At 54.7% G+C, this 23974-nt stretch carries 21 protein-coding genes and 1 pseudogene; 13 read left to right on the top strand and 9 right to left on the bottom strand.

The window, feature by feature from the left end:
• Nucleotides 1-10 precede the first annotated feature (10 nt).
• The 5 genes from lspA (at nt 11) to mutL (ending at nt 6146) form a co-directional block, all read left to right on the top strand.
• Nucleotides 11-484 carry a signal peptidase II gene (lspA, locus tag ABIE64_RS11655; protein WP_007090158.1) on the top strand — a complete coding sequence of 158 codons (474 nt, stop codon included), beginning with the start codon at nt 11-13 and terminating at the stop codon, nt 482-484.
• Between the two features lie 50 nt (nt 485-534).
• Nucleotides 535-1113, top strand: a complete 579-nt coding sequence (locus ABIE64_RS11650; protein ID WP_007090157.1) for a DUF3035 domain-containing protein — start codon at nt 535-537, stop codon at nt 1111-1113.
• 187 nt (nt 1114-1300) lie between these two features.
• Nucleotides 1301-2722, top strand: coding sequence for a M16 family metallopeptidase (locus ABIE64_RS11645; RefSeq protein ID WP_063093213.1), 1422 nt, complete (start codon nt 1301-1303; stop codon nt 2720-2722).
• Nucleotides 2723-2724: 2 nt separating this feature from the next.
• Nucleotides 2725-4083, top strand: coding sequence for a M16 family metallopeptidase (locus tag ABIE64_RS11640; protein WP_065701770.1), 1359 nt, complete (start codon nt 2725-2727; stop codon nt 4081-4083).
• 119 nt (nt 4084-4202) lie between these two features.
• Entirely contained in the window at nt 4203-6146 is a 1944-nt protein-coding gene (gene mutL / locus ABIE64_RS11635) for a DNA mismatch repair endonuclease MutL (RefSeq protein WP_354377516.1), read from the top strand.
• 16 nt (nt 6147-6162) lie between these two features.
• On the opposite strand, the gene ABIE64_RS11630 is transcribed toward mutL, so the two are convergent.
• From ABIE64_RS11630 to ABIE64_RS11615, 4 genes are all read right to left on the bottom strand, one after another.
• Entirely contained in the window at nt 6163-7605 is a 1443-nt protein-coding gene (locus ABIE64_RS11630) for a pentapeptide repeat-containing protein (RefSeq protein WP_354377515.1), read from the bottom strand.
• 17 nt (nt 7606-7622) lie between these two features.
• Nucleotides 7623-8519, bottom strand: coding sequence for an OmpA family protein (locus ABIE64_RS11625; RefSeq protein WP_354377514.1), 897 nt, complete (start codon nt 8517-8519; stop codon nt 7623-7625).
• Between the two features lie 50 nt (nt 8520-8569).
• Nucleotides 8570-9343 (bottom strand): motility protein A, encoded by a 774-nt coding sequence (locus ABIE64_RS11620; RefSeq protein ID WP_110252553.1) that lies wholly within the window; start codon nt 9341-9343, stop codon nt 8570-8572.
• A 365-nt stretch (nt 9344-9708) separates the two neighbouring features.
• Nucleotides 9709-10560 (bottom strand): GNAT family N-acetyltransferase, encoded by an 852-nt coding sequence (locus ABIE64_RS11615; RefSeq protein WP_354377513.1) that lies wholly within the window; start codon nt 10558-10560, stop codon nt 9709-9711.
• 199 nt (nt 10561-10759) lie between these two features.
• Between ABIE64_RS11615 and ABIE64_RS11610 the strand changes: the two genes are divergently transcribed.
• Nucleotides 10760-11833: a siderophore-interacting protein gene (locus ABIE64_RS11610; protein WP_065702139.1), complete on the top strand. Its 1074-nt coding sequence runs from the start codon at nt 10760-10762 to the stop codon at nt 11831-11833.
• A 14-nt stretch (nt 11834-11847) separates the two neighbouring features.
• Here ABIE64_RS11610 and ABIE64_RS11605 read toward each other — a convergent pair whose 3' ends face one another.
• From ABIE64_RS11605 to ABIE64_RS11585, 5 genes are all read right to left on the bottom strand, one after another.
• On the bottom strand, nt 11848-12768 hold the full coding sequence (locus ABIE64_RS11605; protein WP_354377512.1) for a hypothetical protein: 921 nt from the start codon (nt 12766-12768) through the stop codon (nt 11848-11850).
• A 173-nt stretch (nt 12769-12941) separates the two neighbouring features.
• Nucleotides 12942-13892 carry a metal ABC transporter permease gene (locus ABIE64_RS11600; protein ID WP_065701764.1) on the bottom strand — a complete coding sequence of 317 codons (951 nt, stop codon included), beginning with the start codon at nt 13890-13892 and terminating at the stop codon, nt 12942-12944.
• Entirely contained in the window at nt 13889-15109 is a 1221-nt protein-coding gene (locus tag ABIE64_RS11595) for a metal ABC transporter permease (protein ID WP_354377511.1), read from the bottom strand. The genes ABIE64_RS11600 and ABIE64_RS11595 overlap by 4 nt, the downstream gene beginning before the upstream one ends.
• A 39-nt stretch (nt 15110-15148) precedes the next feature.
• The gene (locus ABIE64_RS11590; RefSeq protein ID WP_065701762.1) at nt 15149-15949 is read right to left on the bottom strand and encodes a metal ABC transporter ATP-binding protein; all 801 of its coding nucleotides are present in this window, start codon (nt 15947-15949) and stop codon (nt 15149-15151) included.
• Between the two features lie 23 nt (nt 15950-15972).
• Nucleotides 15973-16947: a metal ABC transporter solute-binding protein, Zn/Mn family gene (locus ABIE64_RS11585; protein ID WP_354377510.1), complete on the bottom strand. Its 975-nt coding sequence runs from the start codon at nt 16945-16947 to the stop codon at nt 15973-15975.
• Nucleotides 16948-17090: 143 nt separating this feature from the next.
• Here ABIE64_RS11585 and mntR point away from each other — a divergent pair, with 143 nt between their 5' ends.
• The 7 genes and pseudogenes from mntR to ABIE64_RS11550 all read left to right on the top strand — a co-directional run bounded on the left by mntR (nt 17091) and on the right by ABIE64_RS11550 (nt 23954).
• Nucleotides 17091-17525, top strand: coding sequence for a manganese-binding transcriptional regulator MntR (gene mntR / locus ABIE64_RS11580; protein WP_354377509.1), 435 nt, complete (start codon nt 17091-17093; stop codon nt 17523-17525).
• Between the two features lie 239 nt (nt 17526-17764).
• A pseudogene (locus ABIE64_RS11575) lies at nt 17765-18867 on the top strand (IS3 family transposase).
• A gap of 240 nt (nt 18868-19107) precedes the next feature.
• Nucleotides 19108-20055: a Gfo/Idh/MocA family oxidoreductase gene (locus ABIE64_RS11570; RefSeq protein ID WP_065701757.1), complete on the top strand. Its 948-nt coding sequence runs from the start codon at nt 19108-19110 to the stop codon at nt 20053-20055.
• Nucleotides 20052-20636, top strand: a complete 585-nt coding sequence (locus ABIE64_RS11565) for an acyltransferase (RefSeq protein WP_065701756.1) — start codon at nt 20052-20054, stop codon at nt 20634-20636. The genes ABIE64_RS11570 and ABIE64_RS11565 overlap by 4 nt, the downstream gene beginning before the upstream one ends.
• Nucleotides 20629-21753 (top strand): DegT/DnrJ/EryC1/StrS family aminotransferase, encoded by a 1125-nt coding sequence (locus tag ABIE64_RS11560; RefSeq protein ID WP_065701755.1) that lies wholly within the window; start codon nt 20629-20631, stop codon nt 21751-21753. Before ABIE64_RS11565 ends, ABIE64_RS11560 begins: the two co-directional genes overlap by 8 nt.
• Nucleotides 21754-21817: 64 nt before the next feature.
• Nucleotides 21818-22627, top strand: coding sequence for an ABC transporter permease (locus ABIE64_RS11555; protein ID WP_139189974.1), 810 nt, complete (start codon nt 21818-21820; stop codon nt 22625-22627).
• Entirely contained in the window at nt 22620-23954 is a 1335-nt protein-coding gene (locus ABIE64_RS11550; RefSeq protein ID WP_065701754.1) for an ABC transporter ATP-binding protein, read from the top strand. Before ABIE64_RS11555 ends, ABIE64_RS11550 begins: the two co-directional genes overlap by 8 nt.
• Nucleotides 23955-23974: the final 20 nt, after the last annotated feature.

Genomic DNA, 23974 nt, shown 5'->3' with positions numbered 1-23974 from the left:
AAGAGTGTTGATGAAACATCGTGCCTTTGTCTTTGGGCTGGTCATTATTGCGGTTGTCTTTGCCGTCGATCAGTGGACCAAGCAGCTGGCGATTGACGGATTGTCAAACCCGCATCGCGTGATTGAAGTCACGCCGTTCATGAATTTCCTGCTGGCATGGAACAGTGGCGTTTCATTCGGCCTGTTCCAGGGGCAGGCGCCGTGGGTCATGATTTTGGCGACGGCGGCAATTACCGTCGGCTTCCTGATCTGGATGTGGCGGACGCGCGACCGGTTGTTGGGCATTGCGCTGGCGCTTGTGGTTGGCGGGGCGGTTGGCAACCTTGTTGACCGGTTGCGTCACGGGGCGGTAACCGACTTTATCGATATGCATGTTGCAGGCTATCATTGGCCGGTTTTCAACATTGCGGACAGCGCAATTACGATTGGTGCAGTCCTTTTGTTGATCGATTCCCTGTTTGGCGGTAAAAAATCATCCAGGTAATTTTTGATCCGGCAATTCCGTGCCGGAGACTGAGTGGTAAAGAGGCATCAATGGCCCGGAAACTATCGACATCGATTTTCAAAGTTGCGCTGCTGGGCGGTTTGGCATTTGCCGTGTCCGGTTGTGAATCAACGCGTGAAACGTTTGGTCTGAACAAAACGGCTCCGGACGAGTTTCAGGTTGTTTCCCGTGCACCGCTGAGCCTGCCGCCTGATTTCACGCTGCGTGTTCCGGAACCGGGCGCACCGCGCCCGCAGACCGGCACGACCACCGATCAGGCGCGTCGTATCCTGACCGGTGAAGACCCGGACGCGGTCAAGCGTGATATCACCGATGGCAATCGCAGTCAGGGGCAGGTTGCCCTGCTGTCGCAGTCGGGCGCGCAATATGCCGATCCGGCAATCCGCACCACGGTTGATCGTGAAACATCGATCTTTATCGAAGAAAGCGACAGCGTCGTCGACAAGCTGATCTTCTGGCAGGAAAAACCGCAATTTGGCACCCAGGTTGATGCCGAAGCCGAAGCCAAGCGCATCCGCGATCAGCAGGCATTGGGTGAGTCGGTTTCCGAAGGTGAAACACCGGTCATCGAACGCCGTCAGAAAGGCTGGCTGGAAGATATCTTCTAGGGTGTTGCGGTCACTTTCCGGTGAGTTGTCCCGGAAATAGAACAAAATTCGAATTATGGCAGGGCGCGGTCTTTCCGCGCCCTTGTTCTGTCATATTCAGTTCTTAATCAAAACTTGTCCGTTGCCGTATAGATCAGGCACCCTGCCTGCTTCCTGGCGATCCTGCTTATAGCATTGGGATGACGTAATGACATTTCCGACCCGATCCCCGATTTCGATATTTGCGCGCGGGCCAATTGGCCTGCTTGCCGCTGTTCTTATGATCCTGAGCCCCCATTTGGCCGGGGCGGCGGTTTTCAGCCCGCAAACCATGACCCTTGATAACGGCATGCAGGTTGTGCTGGTGGAAAATCACCGCGCCCCGGTCGTAACCCATATGGTCTGGTACAAGGTCGGATCCGCCGACGAGACTGAGGGCGTATCAGGGATTGCCCATTTCCTTGAACATCTGATGTTCAAGGGTACGAAGGACATTGCCCCGGGTGATTTTTCCAAGATCGTTGCGCGCAATGGCGGCAATGACAATGCATTCACCGCATGGGACTATACCGGGTATTTCCAGAATATCGCGCGTGACCGGCTTGAAATGGTCATGCAGATGGAAGCCGACCGGATGCAGAATCTTCAGCTTTCCGATGATGTGGTTTTACCCGAACGCGACGTGATCATCGAAGAACGCAGATCACGGATTGATAACAATCCCGGTGCGCTTCTGGGTGAACAGATGCGGGCTGCCCTTTATATGGCCCATCCCTATGGCCGGTCGATCATCGGCTGGCTCAATGAGATGGAAACCCTGTCGACCGATGACGCGCTGGCGTTTTATCGCAAATGGTATGCGCCCAATAACGCCATTCTGGTCGTGGCCGGGGACATCACCATGGATCAGCTTAAACCGCTGGCCGAAAAATATTATGGTGTCATTCCGGCGGGCGACGTTGCCACCCGCCACCGTGTCAAGGAACCGACCCAGCATGCCCCGCGCAAGGTAACGCTGACCGATCCGCGCGTCGGGCAGGCATCCATGTCGCGTTATTACCTTGCACCGTCCTACAACAGCGAAAATGCCGATCAGGCCGCCCCGCTTGAGGTCCTGAGCGAAATCCTTGGATCGGGCACGACCAGCCGTTTCTTCCGATCCCTTGTTGTCGATCAGTCGATTGCGACCAGTGCCGGGACTTTCTATGACCCGGTTGCGGTTGATCTGGCAAGCTTTGGCCTGTATGCCGTCCCGCGCGACGGTGTCGAACTGGCCGATCTGGAGAAGGCGGTAGATGCCGAAATTGCCAAGGTTGCGGAAAATGGCGTGACCGAGGAAGAACTGGCGCGTGCCAAGCAGAAGCTTCTTGATAGTGCGGTTTTCGCCCGTGACTCCCTTTCGGCGGCTGCGCGTACCCTGGGCGAAGCGCTGGCGGTTGGTTTGACCGTCGATCAGGTTGAAAGCTGGCCGGATCGGATCAAGTCGGTAACGGTCGAGCAGGTCAACGAAGCTGCCAAATCGGTATTTGACGATAAACGTTCAGTAACCGGCTGGTTGCAGCCGCCCGAAGGCGGCCCGGTGAACGGCATGCCAACCGCGCCGGTCACCGGCGAGCAGGAGGTGCATTGATCATGAGCTATATTGCAAAGACAATTCCGGTAATGAAAATGCGCAAAACCCTGCTGGGGCTGGCATCGGCCACCCTGTTGATGACGTCATTTGCCAGCCACGCAAGGGCTGTCGAGGTACAGGAAGTCACATCGGATGGCGGCATTACCGCATGGCTGATCGAAGATCACCTGAACCCGCTTCTGACGGTTGATTTTGCCTTCAAGGGGGCCGGTTCCGCGACCGACCCGGAAGGCAAGGGGGGGCTTGCCAATATGGTGTCGGGCCTGATCGACGAGGGGGCTGGCGAAATGGACAGCCAGACCTTCCGCACCGAAATGGAAGACCGGTCGATCAGCATTTCCTTTGATGCCGGTCGCGATGATTTTTCCGGATCAATGGTGACATTGACGCGCGAACGCGACACGGCGATTGATCTTCTGCGTCTGGCGCTTACCGAGCCGCGCTTTGACGACGAGGCGGTTGAACGCATCCGTGCACAGGTGATTTCGGGCTTGCGCCGGGCGGAAAATGATCCGGGCGATATTGCCGGCAAGGCGTTTTTCAAATCGATCTTTGGTGATCATCCCTATGCCAATCCGGTATCGGGAACGATGGCATCGGTCAGTAGCCTGAATGCCAATGATTTCCGTGAATTTGTCCGTCATGCCATGGCGCGCGACAATCTGGTGATCGGGGTCGCGGGCGATATCACGGCCGAGGAACTCGGCCCATTGCTTGACGAAGCCTTTGGCGGTCTGCCGGACAAAAGCGACCTTCCGGCCATTCCCGAAGTCACGCCAAAATTTGGCGGGATCGAGGTCATTCAGCAGGACATCCCGCAAAGCCAGGCAGTCTGGGGCCAGAAGGGTATCGCGCGCAAGGACCCGGATTTCTATGCCGCCTATGTCATGAACTATATCCTTGGCGGCGGCGGTTTTTCATCGCGCCTGACAGAGGAAGTGCGTGAAAAGCGCGGCCTTGCTTACGGCGTATACAGCTATCTGGCCGATATGGACAAGGCTGAGCTGATCACGGGCGGAGTTGCGACGCGCAACGATGCCATCGGCCAAAGCCTGTCGATTATTGGCGATGAATGGCAGAAGATGAAGGACAAAGGCGTGTCGCAGGAAGAACTCGATAACGCCAAATCCTATCTGACCGGGGCCTTCCCGCTGCGCTTTACCAGCCTTGGCAACCTGTCGGGCATGCTGGTTGGCATGCAGATGCAGGAACTGGGCAAGGACTTCCTTGATAAACGCAATAGCTTTGTCGAGGCCGTCACCCTTGATGACGTCAACCGGGTTGCCAGCGAACTGCTTGATCCGGCCAATGTTACCGTGACGGTGGTGGGCAAACCCGAAGGCGATCTGGCGTTTTAAGCCGATCCTGACTTTAAAATGTACAAAGCGCGGTGAAAGGCATTTCGCCGCGCTTTGTGCTTTGATAGGTTCGTTTCAATCACAATAATATCACCCCGATTTAACGAGCATTTCCCTTCATGACCCTGCGCGTCCTGCCCCAGAACCTGATCAACCAAATTGCCGCCGGTGAGGTGGTTGAACGCCCGGCTGCGGCGTTGAAGGAACTGGTGGAAAATGCGCTGGATGCCGGGGCAACGCGGGTAGACGTGACCTTGCGCGATGGTGGGCGGACCCTGTTGTCGGTGACTGACGATGGCAAGGGCATGACGCCCGATGAACTTGGCCTTGCGGTCGAACGTCACGCGACGTCCAAGCTGCCCGATGATGATCTGTTCAATATCGGTTTTATGGGGTTTCGCGGCGAAGCCTTACCATCCATCGGATCGGTATCACGGATGCGCCTGACCAGTCGGGTGCGCGGGGCGGAAAATGCCTGGACGTTGACGGTTGAAGGTGGGGCGAAAAGCGCACCGGAACCGGTGGCCCACCCGTTTGGCACGCGAGTTGAGGTACGCGACCTTTTCTATGCGACACCCGCCCGGCTGAAGTTTCTTAAAACCGCGCGGACCGAACAGATGTATGCGCGCGAAATCATGGATCGGCTGGCGATGGCGCGGCCCGATGTTGGCTTTACCCTGTCGGGGGACGGCAACAAGCAGATTTTGAATTACCCGGCCTGCGAAGGTGATTTGTTCGATGCCCGCCTGAAACGGCTGGGGGCAGTTATGGGCCGTGAATTTCAGGATAACGCCCTTCAGATCGAAGCAGAACGCGAAGGCATTCGCCTGACCGGCTATGCCGGGGTGCCGACATTGAATCGTGGCAACGCGCAGATGCAGTTCATGTTTGTCAATGGCCGCCCGGTCAAGGACCGGCTGTTGCAGGGGGCGGTGCGCGGGGCCTATCAGGATTTTCTGGCGCGCGACCGTCATCCGTTGCTGGCGCTGTTTTTTGAACTTTCGCCCCGTGATGTTGACGTCAACGTCCATCCTGGCAAAACCGAGGTCCGGTTCCGTGATCCGGGCATGGTTCGTGGGTTGATCGTCGGCGCGCTCAAACACGCCTTGGCCGGGGCCGGGCACCGGGCATCGACCACGGTGGCCGATATGGCGCTGGGCGCAGCCCGGCGCGAAGGTGACGGACCATCCTTGCCCTATGGCGGCGGGCGCCCCGCCTCGGGCGGGTATAATTTCGGGTCCTATCAACCCAGCCATCCAGGTTCGGCAGCCATACAGCGCGATTACGCGGCACAGGCACCGGCAACCTCGTTTGGTGGCCTGTTTGATCGCGGGCGTGATTTTGCCGGTGGAGAGACCGGCGGTGATAATGGCGGATTTGCCGCGGCTGCCGCCAGTGCGCTGGCCGGGGGATATGGTGGCGGGTATGCCGGTGCTGCCCCGTCGGCACGGATCGACGACACTGATGTCGCCAAATTTGTTGATCATCCGCTGGGCGCTGCGCGCGGGCAGGTGCATGCAAACTATATCATCGCCCAGACCCGCGATGGCTTGGTGATTGTTGATCAGCATGCCGCCCACGAACGCATTGTCTATGAACGTATGAAGGCCGATCTGGCGGAAAATGGCGTTAAACGGCAGGGATTGCTGTTGCCCGAAGTCGTCGAACTGGACGAGGCATCTGCCGAACGGGTGGCTGAGCGTGCCGAAGAATTTGCCGAATTGGGGTTGGTGATCGAGCCGTTTGGCCCCGGTGCGCTGGTGGTGCGCGAAGTGCCCGCAATGCTGGGCAAGGTTGATGTTGCGGGGCTGGTGCGCGATCTGGCCGACGAGATCGTCGAACTGGGGCAGGGCATGGCCCTTAAGGACCGGCTGATGTATGTCTGCGCGACCATGGCATGCCATGGGTCGGTGCGGTCCGGGCGGAAGCTCAATGCTGATGAAATGAATGCACTATTGCGCCAGATGGAAGCCACCCCGCATTCAGGGCAGTGCAACCATGGCCGCCCGACCTATGTTGAACTGAAACTGCACGACATCGAAAAGATGTTTGGTCGGCGCTAGGCTTTAAGCCTGATCCTTAATCCTTGAGCTTCATGTCACGTGGCAGGCGGGTATTGGCGTTGATCCGTGCGCCTTGGATCTGTTCTGCGAACAATCCCTTGGCCGTGGACAGATCGGCATCGCGGAAATCGGTTTGGGCAAGATTGGCTCCGCTCAGATCGCAATTGTGCAGGGTCATGCCGCGAAATGTCGCACCTGACAGATCAGAGCCGAGAAACACCGTGTTGCGCAAGATGGCATCGGTAAAGCTGGCACCGGAAAGACGGGTGGCGGCAAGCACGGCATGATCCAGATTGCAGCCGATGAAATCGCCCGCCGTCATATCGCAACGACGCAGCACCGCCTTTTTGCAATTGGCATTGCGAAACGACACATGCGGCAAGGCACATCGGGTCAGGTCGATGCCTTCAAGATCGGCATCGCGCAGATCGGCGTGCCGGATCGACATCATCGCCCCCTCCTTGCCGCCGGTATCAACCCAAAGCCGATGCCCCTTAAGGGCTTCGGTCAGATCGATCTCAACCAGCTTTTCATCAATGCTGGTGTCGACCGGGTCTGCGTCATCGGTCAGTTTGGCGGTTTCAATCGGTTGCGGTACGGGGGAAAGCACCGCGCGCACGGATTCTGCCGCATCAAGGTTATAGTCGCGCTGCGTTTTCCCCGGTTTGGCATCAGAGGTTTCAATGCCGATCTTGGCACTGGTGGAGCGTTTGGTGTCCAACGTCTGTGTGACCGTGGCAGCGTTGCGTGATGATGTTTTGGAGTGCATCGCAGGTTTCAGGGTGACGGACCGCGACGGTCGCGGTTTGGCTGCGGGCTTTTCACCATTCTGGTCCGATGCCGGTTCCTCGGCAGGTTCAGGCGATTTGATGTCGTCATGACGTCGGGCCGGTTTTTCAGTCTCGCGGTCGATCAGGGCGCTGGCATTGCGGGGCTGGCGTATTTTGCGCGATGGTTCGGCGATATTATCGCCTTCGCGTGCCGGGCCGAAATAATTGCCTTCGAATACGAAGCGGCGCGGCTTTTTAATCACGGTTTGAACGATCTTGCGCAAACGATCGGCGTCGACCGGCTGGCGAAAGACGCCTTCAATCCCGGCTTCGACCGCATCGCGCATGGCGCGACGATCCAGTTTTGGCGCGCCTAGCAAGACCGGGACCTGATTGCAGAATGGATCGGCATCCGACGCGCTTTGACGCAGATCGCGAATGGTCGAAATACCGCGAATACCGTCCAGATAAAGACCGATCAGGATCAGATCCGGGCGGTGCGTACGGGTCAGTTCGATGATGGCGTCGCGGTCGTCACTCGCATGAAAGGCCGCCAGATGCAGCGGTTCAAGTGCTGTCTGCACTGCCTTGATGTTCCGGTCACTGTAATCGGCATACAGGACGGATAGTTTTTTTGGCGACCGCGTTGTCATTCCACCAAGCTTGCCTGCTTTATCGGGTTTTGTCACCCGGTTGCATCCGATGATTACTGGTTGCCCGGTACTGAAAAGCTTCGACGTTGTTCGGGTGATGGAATGCCATCACTGCCTGTTTCCGTGTTTGTGCCACCGGTCGGTCCGAATGTCGTCGCGCCGCTATTGTTTCCGGCGTCATCGACCATTTCGATCATGATTTCGACGCGTCGGTTCTGTGCCCGGCCTTCGGGCGTGCTGTTGTCGGCAATCGGGCGGCTGTCACCGTGGCCCTGCACAACCATGCGGGCCGGGTCGGTACCATTCTGATCAATCATGTAATGGATGACCGATGTGGCCCGCGCCGCCGATAGATCCCAGTTCGAGATATAGGGCGAATTTGACGATACCGGAATGTTATCGGTGTGGCCGGAAACCACGACCTGACCTTCGGTCTGGTTGATGACCGGTACAAGCCGGTTCAGGATGGCCGCAAATTCTGCTGTCATCCCCGAAGAGCCGGATGGAAAGGCAATCTCGTTCGGAAAACGGACAACCACGTCGCCGTCTTTTCGATCAACGCCGATCTGGTTTGTCATGCCCATTTTATGAAGCACGGTTTCCAGTGTTTCTTCGAGGGCCTCGGCCTTTTCAGATTTGCTGTCGCCTTCCTTTATCTCGACCTCGGGCGTTTCGACGGGCGGGATATTGGAAACAATGCGGGGGGTGTCGGGGGTCGGCTGTTTCAGCGCCTTGCCAAGGATCGAACCATCAAGTTCGACAACACCGGCCAGTTCGTCCTGCTTGCTAAAGCCAAACGCGGTTTTGACCGATCCGGCAATCTGTTTGTATTTGATGACATCCATTTCGGCAAAGGTGAGCAACAGCACAAACAGCACGAGCAGCAATGACATGAGATCGGCGAATGTCGCCATCCATGCGGGAGCTCCTGCTGCCGGTTTCTTTGCCATCTTCTACGCCTGTTGCCTTATGTATCTGTCGTAAATGAATGTTGCGCGGTTTATTCGCTGCCTTCGCTGTCGGTATCTTTGGGAATACCGCCCGGCAAATAGGGACCAAGAATTTCCTTCATCACCAATGGGCTTTGGCTTGATTGAATCTGGACCACAGATTCGATAATCAGCTGCTTGGTGCTTTTAAGCTGTTCGACCTTAAGGGCCAATTTGTCGGCAACCGGAAGCGCAATCAGGTTGGCTAGAACCGCACCGTAAAAAGTGGTCAGCATCGCAATCGCCATGGCCGGGCCGATGGCATCGGGGTCCGACAGGTTGGCCAGCATCTGCACCAGACCGACCAGTGTGCCGATCATGCCAAAGGCCGGGGCGGTATCACCAATCCCGCGGAACATCAGTTCGCCAAGTTCGTCATTCTGGATCGATTTTTCGACCTCGCTCGAGATCGAGCTTCGAATGACTTCGCCACTGTGGCCGTCGACACACATGCGAATGCCGCGCGCCATGATGTCGTTTTCAATCTCGACATTCTCAAGCCCCAGAAGGCCGTTCTTGCGCACCAGTGTTGAAAGTTCGATGGCCTTTTCATAGATCGACAGCGGATCTTCCTTTGGGTTCTTGAAGGCGATCCTGATCCCGATCTTCAGCGACTTGATCACATCACGCATCGGGAATTTAATCAGCGTTGCCGCCGCCGTGCCGCCAAAAACAACCATGATCGATGGCAGGTCGACAAAGGCATTCAGGCTGCCGCCCATAAGGATGGCGCCAAAGATAACCCCCATACCGGCGACGATCCCGATAAGTGTTGCAATATCCATGATGCTTATACGTTTTCCGGCGTTATGAATTCATGCGGCAAAAGCTGGTTCGGGATCGAAAAAGGCAATCTTTCTTCAAGGCTGTCAGGCAACCATTCTGTTCTGGCAAACATCAAAACGCGGTACCCCTGATACGTGTCATGGTGTTGGCGGTTATATTTTCCGTTTCAATCCATCAAATTGGGAGGTTGCAGACGGATTTTCCATAGCAAGCGGATAAAATCCGGCATAATTCGTTCGCTCGGCGCGAACAATCCATATCTGTGCCTTCCCGATCCGCTTATATGCTTATCGCGAATGTCTAGGACATACTATACGTTTGTTAGTCGACTTTTGTCGGGGGCTCAACCCACCGGTAAGGATAGTCAGCCTAATTCAAACGATGTAATGCCAAACGTCATTTCAAGATTGAGTTCTGGGGCTTTGCCGCGATACATGCGCGCGGTTTCAAATTCCGCCTGCATGCCGTGTTCTTCGACCAGGGCACGGGCGGCTTCATTGCCATCGGGGATATCAAGATAGACCGGCTGATCCTGTTCCTTGCGGGTGGCAAGCAGGGCATGGAAAAGGGTGCGGGCATCGTCGATATTGTCGGCAAAAAGCGGCCCGACCTTATGCCCGGTGCGGCACGGCCGGATCACGCCATAGCCGCGCAATCCCATCGGGCCGCGAAGGGCCAGTGCGGTGTGCTTTTCCGCAGAAATCCAGCCGCGCAGAAACTCGATCCGGCTTTCCGGGAACAGTTTGCAGGTCTGTTCGAAGGCATCAATGATGGCGATATCATTGATCAGAAGTTCGAACAGGTCGTCGTTTTGCGGGTTTTGTGCCGTAACCACGCCGCCAAAGCGCAGGTTGCGATGGGCCAACTCAAAGCCAGATTTACGATAGTTTTCCTGCTGATCGACAACGCCATCAAGACCGATTGTTTTGGCAACCGCCTCGCCCAGCACGGTTTCCCAAAGCCGCAAACCAAGGCCTTCGCCGCGACGATCAGGGCGGCAGATGTAAAAGCCGACAAATCCGTAATCCGAATTGTAATGCACGGCTGAAATCACGGCGGCCAGCCCCTGTTTGTCAAACGTCCCCCAGAAGCCCAGCGGATCGGTATTGAAAAACGCATCCGCGTCCGAAAAACCCGGATTCCAGCCTTCCTGTGCGGCCCAATCAACGGCAGTGGCGAATTCAAAGGACTTCAGGCGGCGGATTTTATCGGTCATGGCATTGTTTCGTCTTTATGGATCATGGACTTCCGGTCATTCATGCATTGGTGCACGCATCCGACCGGTGCGGGTCGGGCCATGATGTAACATGACCCGACGATTGCAATGACAATAATTTTATTGAGAATGCCTATCAGTTTTATTATCAATGATGCACGGTCAATCGTTGCCCCCAACCGCCACCGAAAGTCATCTGATGCCTGTAAAGTCTGACAGCCCGCTGATTGCCAAAACCCGCATCGTTCTGAGCGCAAGTGCCGATGTCGCAAACGCGGTTGCAGCTTATTATGCCGAACATGATTGCGATGTGACGAACGATGACAACGGTGCGAAGATTTCACTTTCGGTCGGGCATCTGACTTTGCAGCCCGGTGAAAAGCACCTTGATATCGAAGTCGGCTCAAAAAGCGAGGCCGGTGTTGCACAGATGAAGGCCGCACTTATTGCCATCCTGCAAAGCATCGTACCCGAAGCCGATCTTGACTGCCGCTGGAAGGGGGCGGGGGAAAGCAACGGCAAGCTGCCGAACTTCCGGGAACTTCGTGTGATTGGTGTGACGGACCTGTCATCTCATATGCGCCGGTTGCGGCTGGCGGGGGATGATCTGGAATTTTACGATGGCGATGGCATTCACATGCGCCTTCTGATCCCGCCACGTGATGTTGGCGAACCGCAATGGCCGACATTGGCCCCCAATGGTATGGTGGTCTGGCCCGAGGGTGAAAATGCGGTTGCGCCAAGGGTTTACACCATCCGCCGGATCGATGCCAAGGCAGGCTGGATCGAGGTGGACTTTGTCATGCATGGCGATAACGGCCCCGGGTCTGCCTTTGCGCTTCATGCGCAACCGGGGGACCGGATCGGCATGACCGGGCCGCTGGGTGGGGAACTGCCCGATGCCGACTGGTTCCTGTTTGCAGGTGACGAAACCGCCCTTCCGGCGATTGGCCGTTATCTTGAAGAACTGCCCGAACATGCCAGCGGACATGCATTGATCGAGATACAAAGTTCGGCTGACATCATCGATCTGGCCACCAAAAGCCGGATCGCGATTGAATGGGTGTGTCGTGATACCCATCCCGCAACCGATACCAGTCCGATCCGCGAGGCGGTCAGCCGTATCGAAGTGCCCAAGGATCGGGCGCGTGTCTATTGCTGGGCCGGGGTCGAGCAGGCCAGCTATAAATCCATTCATCAGATATGGCGGAAGGAAGTCGGCCTTGACCGTGATCAGTGTCTCGCCATGACCTTCTGGCGCAAGACGGCCTGATTTTTGTTCAGGTGCTATTGGACTGATTTGCTTCGGTCGTGCAGTTCGGGGGCGAAATGGGCGATGGCCTGATCAAGGTCGACCAGAATTTCCGCAACCAGCAGATTGCCTTGTTGCGTGCCTGCCAGTTCGATCACGGCGCGAATGATATCGTGATTGGTCGGACGGGGGCCTGTGGTGATGGCTTTGGCGTGATCGAAGACTTGTTGTCGCGCCGCAAGAAAGGCCGCCATTTCGTCGGCAGCCGTCGGATCGTTTCCTGATTGTGTGTCATGCAATGCACGTTTCAGTGACAGGCCGGTCATATGGCTGCTGCTGGCAAACAGGGTCGCGGTGATCATGCGAAATGCCAGCGCATCCTGCGCCAGCTTTTTACGAACAACCGGATCGGTGATGACGTTCAGCGCGAAAAGATCGGCTTCGATTTCGTTATCGCGTTCCTTGGTGCCGCCATCGCCGAAATGTGACGGATCGCAATGGCGCACTTCGTGGCGCATCAACCAGCCATAGGTCAGATCGGCACTGCTGGAATAGTGAAGCTGATTGCCAAACCAGCCGCGCATCAGGTCGGCGAAAATTTCAGTCCCGCTACCCGGTGCGATTTTTGCCGGAATGAAAATCTGGCACGGTACTGCCTGATTGTTGCCGCGGCGTCCCGATACGGTAAAGGGCGACTGCGGCAGTTTGGCAAACAGCAGATCCACACCTTTTATGTTACCAAGGCCAAGCGTCCGATCAATGATCGACAGAAAGGAAGCACGGTCGGCGAAACTGTGCAGTGCAACCTTTTCATAACGGTTCAGGTCACGTTCGATGTCTGCAAGGGTTCTGAATTCCTGTGCTTTTGCAGGTAATGCCACGCCACCCGCCATGCCCGACAGCAGACAGCTAAAACAGGCAGTCGACAGATAGCGATAGAATACAGATTTCACCATGCTCCCAGTATGCCGTTCTGGAAGGCTCAGGGCGAGATCAAACTGATGCCGGTTTCAGGCACCCAGCTTGCGGGCGGCGGCAATCGCGCGGCGGATTTTTGCCAATCGGCGCGATGCCCGTTTAAGATCAAGTGTTGATCCGGTCAGTTTTGTCATTGTCATGCAAGCCTCCTTTACGCTTCGGCGCGCTGGCCGGTACGTTTGCGTTGCGGTCCGAACAGACAGGCCAGCAACAGGATAATACCGGAAATCGTGGCGATCATGCCGGCCGCACTGACCGCATAGGGCGACCCGAACCAGCCCGGCCCGTATCCGGCAAAAACATAACCCAGAACTGCCGAAATTACGGCAAACACAACGCTCCATCCGATCTGCCAGCCAAGCTGGTTGGTCATCAGGCGGGCTGCGGCAGGCGGGCAGACAAACATCGCAATCACAATGATCGATCCGACCGCATCAAAGGCGGCAACTGCGGCAATTGCGGTGGCGACAACCAGCGCAAATCCCAGCACACGGGTTCGAATGCCAATCGCCTCGGCAAAGGCGGCATCAAAGGTCGATATTTTCAATTCTTTCCAGAATAGCGTGATGAACAGCACGATCCCCAAAAGAACGACCGCCAGTCGCGGTAACTGGGGCGGAAGGGTTGCCAGGGCCGCCGGGTCAAGCAACGATTGCCATCCTTCGGCATCAAACCAGATCAGGCTTTCAAGATTGCCCAGCAACGCATGTTGCACATCGATGTGCACCGAACTGGTGTCTGTGATTTCAAGCAGCAGCACACCGGCGGCAAAAAGGGTTGTAAAAACAAGCCCCATCGCGGCCCCCGGCTCAACCCGGCCAAGCCGTTTGACAAGCTCGATCACGATGACGGCAACAATGGCGGCACAGCCCGCACCGATCATCATCGGTACGGCCGTGATGGTGCCGGTTACCAGAAATGCCACGACAATACCGGGTAGGACGACATGACTGATCGCATCTCCGATCAGGGCCTGGCGACGCAGCAAAAGGAAATTCCCGGGCAGGGCACAGGCAACCGCACCCAGAATACCGATCACGATTGGTGTCAGGCTGAGTTGCACAAATTCAGCACCCAGGGCGGTGATCAGATTGTCGATCATGCGGGGGCTCCGGTCTGTTCGGCAATCACGCGGTCGATTTCGTCGATCTGATCCTGTGTCATCATATCCTCGATCGGGGTTAGACCGTCATAGCGTTCAATCGCTGAATCATCGGGCAGGATGCGCCGCGCCATCGCCCATCTTGCTTCGTCATGGGCGGCCTTTTGCGATGCGGTTTTACCACGCAGGGTTGCCACCCCGTCAGGCCGTATCATGCCGGACTGACGCAGGATGCGAAGGGTAAATCCATCATAGATCGGTTCGCGTCGCGCCAGTGCCAAAAGCCCCTGACGGCGATGCACGCGGCGCTGGAAACGCCAATGACGCAGGGCCGATGCCAGACCGCCACGAAGCGGTGAAAACAATGCGGAAAAGACAAAGAACCCGAACGCCACCAGAACAATGATCGGCCCGGTCGGGAGCGAGGCGGCGGCGGCCGAAAACACCGCCCCGATATAACCGGCAAGTCCGCCAATGGCGGCGGCAATACCGATCATCGGTCCGACCTGATTGGTCCAGAACCGGGCGGTAACCGGCGGAATGATCAGCAGGGCAACAATCAGGATCAGACCGACGATCTTGAGCCCGATCACGGTAACAATCAGCGCCAGCCCCATCATGGCCAGATCAATATGACGGACATTGATACCGGTTGTTGCGGCATATTCCGGATCAAACGCCACTAGCGTCATCGGACGGCGCAGCATGAAAACAAAGGCGGTGGCAAGGGCACCGGCAATCGCAATTGTGGTTGCCTCGCTGATCAGCATGCCAGCGGTCGATCCCAGCAGGAAGTTTTCAAGCCCGGCCTGACGGCCTGACGACATGGTTTGAATAATCGTCAGCAAAACGATGCCAAGCCCAAAGAAAACCGACAGAACCGCCCCGATTGCGGCATCCTCGGTCAGGCGGGTCTGGCGTGTGATCCATTCGACCATCAAAAGCCCGATGCCCGATGAAATGGCCGATCCGATGATCAATCCGGGTAACCAGCGGCCATCCCCGCCAAAGGCAACCATCAAGATGAAAGCAATACCAACACCGGGCAGGGTGGCGTGACTGATCGCATCGGAAACAAGGGCTCGTTTGCGCAGGAAAATAAACGCACCGGCACCACCCCCGGCAAGGCCCAGCAACCCGGCCCCAACCGCGACAAGGGCGCTGTTATATCCGGCCTGAAGGAAAAGGGCGCTTATGAAGTAATCAAGAAAACTCATCTGAGTGGTTCCGATGGCTTTGCCAAGACGGGCATTTGATCAGGCAAGACGCAATTCATCGATATGCGTGGTCGCCAGTCGCCCGCCATAGGTTTCCTGCAAATTGGCGGCGGTAAAGGTGGTATCGACCGGGCCTTCGGCAATGCGGCGCACATTGATCAGAAGCACGCGGTCAAAATACTCGGCAACCGTGGATAGGTCATGATGCACGCAAACAACTGTCCGGCCTTCGGACTTAAGGTCCTTAAGGACGGCGACAATGGCCCGTTCGGTTGCGGCATCGACCCCGGCAAAGGGTTCGTCGAGCAGGTAAAATTCGGCATTTTGCGCCAATGCGCGTGCAAGGAATACGCGTTGCTGCTGACCGCCGGAAAGCTGCCCGATCTGACGGGTGGCGAAGTCGGCCATGCCGACGCGTTCAAGGCATTCCATGGCCTGTTGGCGGTGGCGCGCCCGCCAGAAACGAAACAGCCCGACCGAGCCATAAAGCCCCATCAGGACGACATCGATAACGCGTGCGGGGAAATCCCAGTCAACACTGGCGCGTTGCGGCACATAGGCCACCCGGTCACGTGCCTCGTGAAACGGTTTGCCGAAAATGCGTATTTCGCCAGACAGCCGGGGGATCACGCCAAGTGTCCCTTTCAGGAAGGTCGATTTGCCCGCCCCGTTCGGCCCAATAATCGCGGTCATGGAGCCCGCCGGGATAGAGGCATCGACGGAAAAGACCGCCGGTTTGTTGCCATAGGATACGGTAAGGCCACGCACCGTCAGCGGCGCATCCTTGCCCGCGACATCAACGATCTTTCCGGCTTCTGCAATCAGTTCTGCGTTGCTCATGACAGTTCCTTCGGTGGCGCGGCTCAGGAGCCAGCGGCCAGTTTGCCCTGCATCCCGGTGGCCGGGGCATCGCCGCCAAGCGCACGGGTGATCAGGGTCGCGTTATGGTCGATCATGCCGATATAGGTGCCTTCATAGGTGCCTGGCTCTCCCATGGCATCGGAAAACAGCGTGCCGCCGATTTCAACTTTCTGGCCGCGTGCGGCGGCCCCCTCGATCAGGGCGCGCACATTACGCTCCGGCACGGAACTTTCAACAAAGACCGCGGCAATCTTGCGATCAACAATGGTGTCGACCAGTTCCTCGACCCGACGAAGGCCGGCTTCGGATTCTGTTGAAATGCCCTGAATGCCCAGAACCTCGAAATCATAGCCGCGCCCGAAATAGCTGAACGCGTCATGCGCGGTCAACAGCACTCGGCTTTTCTCCGGCACGGTTTTGGTGACCGATTGCATGTAGGTAATCAGCTTTTCGATATCGGCAATATGCTTGTCGGCATTGGCGCGATAGGTGACCTCGCCCTCGGGATCGGTCTTGATCAGCGCATCACGAACCGCCAGCACCACGGTTTCCCACAATTGTGGGTCCATCCAGACATGCGGGTCATAGCGGCCTTTATATTGCGCATGGCTCAGAAGCTTTGACTTGTCGATTGCTTCGCCGACGGCAATGACATTGCGGCGCTTTTCCAGATCAAGGAAGAATTCCTCAAGCTGTGCCTCAAGATACAGGCCATGCCACAAAACCAGATCGGCGCGCGCCATGGCGGCAATGTCGCTGCGTGTCTGGCGATAGGAATGCGGATCAACCCCGGGGCCCATCAGGGCGGTGACCTTTGCGCGGTCGCCTGCAACCTGACGCGCCGCGTCGGCGATCATGGATGTCGTGGCGACAACATCAATCGGCTTGGCAGAGGCAGCTGTCACCGAAACGGCAACAAAGCCGCAGACGGCAGCAAGGGCAAAACCGAAATTCCGGGCGATGCGGCGAAGCGACATGTGAGGCGGTCCTGTGATGCAAGTTAAAATCAGTCTGCCAATATCCCCTATTTATGTGCGGACTTTTAAAGTTAGTCAAGGCTAAATTGATTTTTGCACACTATGTTGATATGAAGACCTTGGGGATTTCAAAGGAGCTGTGAATGGGCGATCCGACTGCGCGTCATCCGCGACACAACAAGGCCGAAGTTTTTGCGCAATTGCGCGACGCCCATGCCCGCGAGGTAACCGAGGATTACGTCGAAATGATCGCCGACCTGATCCAGGAAGAAGGCGAGGCGCGATCCGTCGCCCTTGCCGAACGCTTTGGCGTGACGGCGGCGACGGTCAACAATACGATCAAGCGCCTGGAGCGTGACGGCTTTGTCACATCACGCCCATATCGCTCGATTTTTCTGACCGATCAGGGTAAGGAGCTTGCCGAGAAATGCCGCAAGCGCCACGAGATCGTCTATAATTTCCTGATCGCATTGGGCGTCGACCCTGCTATCGCGGAATTTGATGCCGAGGGGATCGAGCATCATGTGAGTGAGGAGACTTTGGCGGTTTTTGAGCTTGCATCTAAGAGTTCCCTCTAGCGCAGTTTTGTTTGCCTACTAAATGAGTAACCCTCAAATAGAGGGTGCGGACTTCTTTAGATTCAAACGGCTTTGGGCCGGTTCTCTCCTTCGTTTTTTCTCCCAGGTTTTTGCTGCTTCAGTTAATATCGCTGTTAAGGCAAGTGCTCTTGCTCAATGGCAGTAGTGCTGACCTTCTCTCCGAAAACAGTCGCATTTTTGGAGTGAGTTTTCCAAACTAAGGCAAAGGAGAACTCGAGATGAAGAAGCGCTTTTCGCAAGAACAGATCATCGGGGTTTTGAAGGAACAGGAAGCGGGATTTGCGGTGAAGGATATCATCCGCCGTCATGGTATTGCCAAGCATACCTTTTGCCGTTGGAAGTCGAAGTTTGGCGGGATGGAGATATCCGATGCCAGGCGGCTTCGTGAACTTGAGGCAGAGAACGCCAGACTGAAAAAGCTGTATGCGGAATCGATGCTCGACAACGCCGCTCTGAAATATCTTTTGGCAAAAAGCTTTTAAAGCCTGCGTCGCGGCGTTTGGCGGTTGCTCACCTGACAGCAGAGCACCAGTTTACCGAACGCCGCGCCTGCGGGCTTGTCGGGATCAGCCGCGCGGTTTTGCATTATGCTTCCAGAAGAGAGGATGATGCGCCGGCACGGTCACGCCTCAAGGTGTTGGCAGGTCAGTATCGCCGCTATGGCTATTTGCGCCTGCATGTCTTTCTGCGCAAGGCAAGGTCTCGTGGTCAATGCCAAGCGAATCTATCGCCTGTATTGTGAAGAAGGCCTTCAGGTGTGTCGCCGCAAACGCAAACGGCTGGCGCATCGGGATCGCATTCTTCTCAAGGCAGCCGTTCGCCGCAACCAACGTTGGTCTTTGGACTTCGTTTCGGATGGCCTGTGGAACGGACGTCGGTTCCGGGTCTTGAATATCGTCGATGATTGTACGCGGGGCTGTCTAGGCCAAATTGTTGACGTCTCGATATCTGGCAAGTGGCTCACCCGATATCTTGATCAACTGGCCATTATCCATGGCTATCCGGACGAACTGGTTCATGACAACGGCCCTAAACTGACTTCCCGGGCGATGTTTGAATGGTCGTACAAAACCGGGGTGAAGCTACGGTTTATCCACCCTAGCAAACCGACACAGAATGCCTAAATGAGAACTGGTTTGCAAGCATCCACGGAGCCCGCAAGATCATTGAGGCCTGATGGAAACACTATAACACCATCCGGCCCCACTCCTTGCTCAACTATCAAACACCGGCTCAGTTTGCGCAGGCATTCAACGGCCCTGTAAGAGGGGCCGCAACGAGCCCAAGGCCCCTTGCGGTCCCTTCAGGGTATGGCACTTAAATCAAACCAAGCACTCACCCTATGAGTGAGACTGATATGGGGGGAGGGTCAGTGCTTCTAAGCATGTAAGTTAAAGAACTTGAAGCGATGACCTATGCTTTTGAGTGGGGTGTTTTCTCCCGTTTCGCTTTGTTCTGGTTGAGTACCCTCTGACGAGAAAATACTATTGTGTAATGTGGGGTTTTTGTGCAGAAGTGTCTGCCCTGAGCCTTGCTTGATATGAGAGAATGAAGGACAAAAATGACGAACTTTGCATTGGTTGGTGCCGCTGGGTATATAGCTCCACGCCACATGAAAGCGATCAAGGATACTGGGAACAGCCTGGTTGCAGCATTTGATCCCAATGATTCAGTGGGCGTCATTGACAGTCATTTTCCGGATGCGGATTTCTTTGTGGAATTCGAGCGTTTTGACCGGCACATAGACCTGTTGCGACGTCAGGGCACAGGAGTTGATTATTTCAGTATTTGCTCTCCAAACTATCTGCATGATGCTCATATCCGTCACGCACTCCGTAATCAGGCGCACGCGATTTGTGAAAAGCCCTTGGTGCTAACACCTTGGAACATAGATGCACTGTCGGAAATCGAGCGCGAGGGTGACGCAAAAATATACAACATTCTGCAACTTCGTCTGCATCCGGCAATCAAGGCATTGCGTGACAAGGTTGCCAATGCACCGAAAGACAAGGTCTTTGATGTTGATCTGACATATCTGACGTCCCGTGGGCACTGGTATGGTGTAAGCTGGAAGGGCGATGTCAAAAAGTCCGGCGGTATCGCTTCGAATATTGGTGTTCATTTCTTTGATATGCTCGGGTGGGTGTTTGGTGATGTTCGAAACAATGTCGTACACCTGCATGAGGCTGATGTTGCATCTGGTTATCTGGAATATGATCATGCTCGTGTGCGCTGGTTCTTGTCGATCAACCCGGAATATCTCCCGGCAGACGCAAAGTCAGCGGGTAAGAGAACCTATCGCTCCATTCTCATTGAAGACGAAGAGCTTGAATTCTCGGATGGCTTCACCGAATTGCATACAGACAGTTATCGTGACATTCTTGCAGGTGGCGGGTTTGGTATTGAAGATGCCCGAGCTTGCATCGAAACAGTTTATGACATTCGCAAGATGACACCGGCCTCGCTTTCTGGTGATTTCCATCCTTTCTGCATGAACGTGAAACTATGACAACCATTGGTGCATCAACCTTTATCCATGAGACAGCGATCGTGGATGAGGGCGCGTTAATCAAGGAAGACTGTCGTATTTGGCATTGGGTTCATGTGTGCGGTGGTGCGCGCATAGGTGCCGGGTGTTCCTTGGGGCAAAACGTTTTTGTCGGGAACAAGGTCGTTCTTGGGGACCGGGTGAAGGTCCAGAACAATGTCTCGATCTATGACAACGTAACGTTGGAAGACGAAGTTTTCTGCGGTCCAAGTATGGTGTTCACCAATGTAATCAATCCGCGTGCCGGGGTTGAAAAAAAGGATGAATACAAGAGTACACTGGTCAAGCGAGGTGCATCTCTTGGTGCGAATTGCACGATTGTTTGCGGTGTGACGATAAATGAGTACGCCTTTATCGGTGCCGGGGCCGTTGTAACACGAGATGTTCCCAAGTTCGCAGTAATGGCAGGTGTTCCGGCAAGACGTATCGGGTGGGCAAGTCATGCAGGTGAAATGCTGGGAGAGGATCTGGTATGCCCGCGTGAGGGCAGAAAATATCGGGAAGTGGCTGAGGGCCTCTTGGAGGAAGTAACAAGTGACTAAACAGATTGCGCTCATTGACCTTGCGGCGCAGCAGGAACGTATTCGTGACCGGATTGATGCAGCTGTGGCCAGGGTTCTTGATCATGGAAAGTACATCCTGGGTCCCGAGGTTGCGGAGCTCGAAGAGAAACTTGCAGAGTTCACTGGTGCAAAACACGTTGTAACTTGTGCAAATGGTACTGATGCATTGTCGCTTGTGATGATGGCCGAAGGTGTTGGTCACGGAGATGCCGTATTCGCACCGTCTTTTACCTTCGTTGCGACGGCTGAAATTGTCCCTGGCACTGGGGCTACGCCTATATTGGTTGATGTTGATTCGCGCACATTCAACATTGATCCGGCAAGTCTCGAAGCAGGTATCGAAAAGGCGAAGGCACTTGGGTTGCGGCCGAGGATAATTGTGGCTGTTGATATCTTTGGATTGCCGGCGAATTATCATGCCTTGCGCGAAATAGCGACCAGAGAAGGCATGGTCCTGATTGCAGACGCGGCTCAAAGCTTTGGGGCGGAGATTGATGGGTGTCGCACCGGTGTGTTGGCGGATTATACAACCACGAGCTTCTTTCCAGCGAAACCACTGGGATGCTATGGCGACGGAGGAGCAATTTTCACTGATGAACCTCAAAAAGCCGAAGAGCTGCGTTCTTTGAGGTTTCACGGCAAGGGGCAAGACAAATACGATAACGTAAGAATTGGATTGAACAGCAGGCTGGATACGATACAGGCGGCGATATTGTTAGAAAAACTTTCGATTTTTGAAAGTGAAATAGCAATAAGAAATGAAGTCGCGGCATTTTACACAGAAACGCTGTCTCCTTACGTATCGTGCCAAAAGGTACCGCAAGGGTATAAATCTGTCTGGGCCCAGTTCACAATTGTGGCAGAGGACAGGTCGTTGATCGAAAATGCGTGTCGGGAGCATGGTATTGCAACGGCAATTTATTATCCTGTGCCGATGCATATGCAGACAGCATACAAGTCGTTCCCGAATTTGGGGGATGGCATGAATGTCTCAGAAAATCTTGCGCGAAAAGTGATAAGTATTCCGATGCACCCTGGCCTTGATGAGCAACAGCTGCAGCGGATCACCGACGTTGTTATAGCAAGCCTAAACTAGCAAAATTGTTGTTTACCCTTGGGTGAAAATCAATTTCTTCTACTCTGAAGCTATTGGCAAAAAAATGCGTGAAGAGCCGACTTTTATTTTCTCTCCGATTACCTTGATATGGTCGCGGCGCCACTTGCTATTTGCTGCCGTAAATACGTCATTGCGCCAGCGTTACGCCGGCTCTGTGCTTGGGCTTGTTTGGATTGTCTTGGGCCCGTTGTTGCTACTTTCTCTTTATGCCGCAATATACTTGGTTGTCTTTCGCGTCCGTCCGCCCGATATGGAGCCGGGTTTGTATGTCCTGTATATTTTTTCGGGACTGGTACCGCTGATTAACTTTAGTCAGGGGTTGATGTTGGCGACAACTTCCTTGTCTGCAGACAAGGATATTCTACTGAATACAGTTTACCCGGCCGAATTAGTGCCGCTGCGTGAAGTTGTTGTGTCACTGGTAACCTTGGCGATTGGTATTGGTATAATCGCTGTTGCAACGGTTTTCCTCGGGCAGTTGTTCTGGACCTGGTTACTCGTACCCGTTGTTATGGCCTTGTTGGCAATGTTTCTTACGGGCATAGCGTGGATACTGTCACTTGCGAATTTGGTTCTGAAAGACATTCAGCAAATATTGACCTATGTCACTATTCTCCTGTTAGTGGCCAGTCCGATTGCCTATACGCCCGATATGCTGCCGAGTTCCCTTGCTGTTCTTATATACTTCAATCCGCTGGCGTATTTTGTGATCTCTTTCCAAAGTTTGATTGTGCTCGGCATGTTGCCGCCATGGCCAATTTTACTGGGCATTAGTGTGTTTGGCATCGGCAGTTTTGTTCTTGGTGCGTATGTGTTCTCCCGCGCAAAGACGGTGTTTTTCGACTATGCATAATTCAATTAAAGCTTCAGTGGAAGCAGGAGGGGCAAAGCGCTCTAGCTCCTTGGTTGGTAGTGATATTGCCATTCGTCTGAGTGATGTGAAGAAGGAGTATAAGCTTTATGATAGCTTTTCTGATCAGGCGCTGGACGTCTTGGGCGTATCTTGGTTGCGCTTTTGGCGGCGATTGAATTATAAGACATTCAGTGCTCTGAATGGCATTAATTTGGACATCAAGAAAGGTGAGAGAGTTGGTATTATTGGCCGAAACGGCGCTGGTAAAACAACACTCTTGAAGCTGATTACCGGTAACTTTGCGCCGACCACCGGCAAAATTGAGGTTAACGGTAACGTTCAGGCCTTGATGCAGACGGGCTTAGGTTTTCATGGGGAATTTACTGGGCTGGAGAACATTCGTTCAGCGCTGGCCTATAGTGGTTTGCCTGCATCAGAGCTAGATGCTGCTATTGATGATATCGTCAGTTTTTGTGAGCTTGGCGATTTTTTGAACCAACCGATGAAATCATATTCTCTCGGTATGAGGGCCCGGCTGCAGTTTGCGGTTTCAACTGCGATTAAACCAGATATTGTCATAATTGATGAAGTGCTTGGAGCTGGAGACGCCTACTTTGCATCTCGCTCAGCAGAACGAGTTCGGCGGCTTACGGACTCAGGGGCAACTTTGCTGATCGTTTCACACTCCATGAGCCAAATTCTCCAGTTCGCGAATAAAGCTCTGTGGATCGATAACGGCCAGATACTGACCTCCGGTGACCCGCTCACTGTGGTGAACCAGTATGAAGAGCGCATCATGAGGATGAACAAGGATGCTGAAAAGAATGCATCCTTGTCGACGAATGAGCAGTCGCCCAAATCATCGGCTGGCGGTTCGAGATGGGGGGGTGAAGGGCCGTTGAGAATTGACAGCTCTTATATTACCAATTCTGACGGTCTGGTTATCGATCATTTTTCTACTGGGGAACCCGTCAGGCTAGTTGCTGAAGTTTGTTGTGAAGATGATCGGTCTCACGGCTGTTCTTGTCTGTTTGTTTTGTACGATGATGTCGGTAACTTGGTGTGTCAAGTTGTGCAGCCGGAGCAAGACTATCAGTTATCTAGCGGTAGCATTAAGAAAGTCGAATTTTGGCTTGATACAAATCCGATTGGGGAGGGACGTTACTTCCTGTCTTGTGGATTGTATAAGAATTTTGACCTCGCATGTCCAGAAAGCGCTCTGCGATATGACATTCTTTCGCGAGCACAATGTGTGAGTGTTAAGTCATCTATGCGCGATAAATCGAAGATAGTTTTGACTGGGCAATGGATGGATAGTCAAAACTAATACAAATAGGTTTTAGGGGT

It is taken from the genome of Thalassospira sp. MBR-102, from assembly GCF_040549275.1.
Lineage (GTDB): Bacteria > Pseudomonadota > Alphaproteobacteria > Rhodospirillales > Thalassospiraceae > Thalassospira > Thalassospira xiamenensis.
Note: the sequence above shows the minus strand (reverse complement) of the source record. Positions and strands in the feature narration are given on the sequence as shown.